General features: G+C 45.3%; 1 protein-coding gene. It reads left to right on the top strand.

Translation table 11 applies throughout. The annotated features are described in order from the left end of the window. On the top strand, window positions 1-713 hold a 713-nt coding region (locus tag HUS62_RS22355), incomplete at both ends, for a LamG domain-containing protein (protein WP_220095109.1).

Raw genomic sequence — 713 nt, 5'->3', positions numbered from 1 at the left:
TTTAACAACCCTGAGCAAGGCTTTAGCAGTGACTTTGGCCCTGCAACACTCAGCTTTTATGACCCTGAAGACAAAAATTGGGGACCAGAAGATAGCCAATTTTCCACCACCACTGAGCTTGAAATTGCTGATTTACCAAGTGGCTCCTCTGGCGTGCTCGCCTTTGCTCGCCATAGCCCAACGCAAGGCTTAACCTTAACGGCTAATAGTGCTGCAAACGGTGATTACCAAACAGAAGGCCTTATCGCTGATTACACCTTAGTGATGGATATTATGTGGCCAGAACAAAGCACCAATGAGTGGCGCTCATTACTACAAACAGATCTTACCAATAATAATGACGCAGACCTTTACGTCAGCCGAGATAACGCCATCGGTATTGCCACCAGTGACAGTGGTTACTTTGGCGATCTTTCAGCAAACAGCTGGCACCGTATTGCTTTTGTGTTTTATGCTGCTCCAAACAACGGGGCACTAAAAATTTATCTTGATGGCGAGCTGATTGGTATTAAAGATGAAGGTGAAATCAATGAGCGCTGGGCAATCAACGATGCGGCCTTACTTTTAACCGATAATGACTACGAAACTAAGCCGGGTTACTTAAACGCCTTGTTATTTGCTGGTCGTGCAATGACAGATGCCGAGATTGCTAATATGGGTGCTGCACAGCAGCAACTTAATTTTACGCAATCAACCCGTACCTTAAACCAAGT

The organism is Pseudoalteromonas sp. 0303 (assembly GCF_013349995.1).
Lineage (GTDB): Bacteria > Pseudomonadota > Gammaproteobacteria > Enterobacterales > Alteromonadaceae > Pseudoalteromonas.
This window is presented reverse-complemented; position numbering and strand designations above follow the sequence as displayed.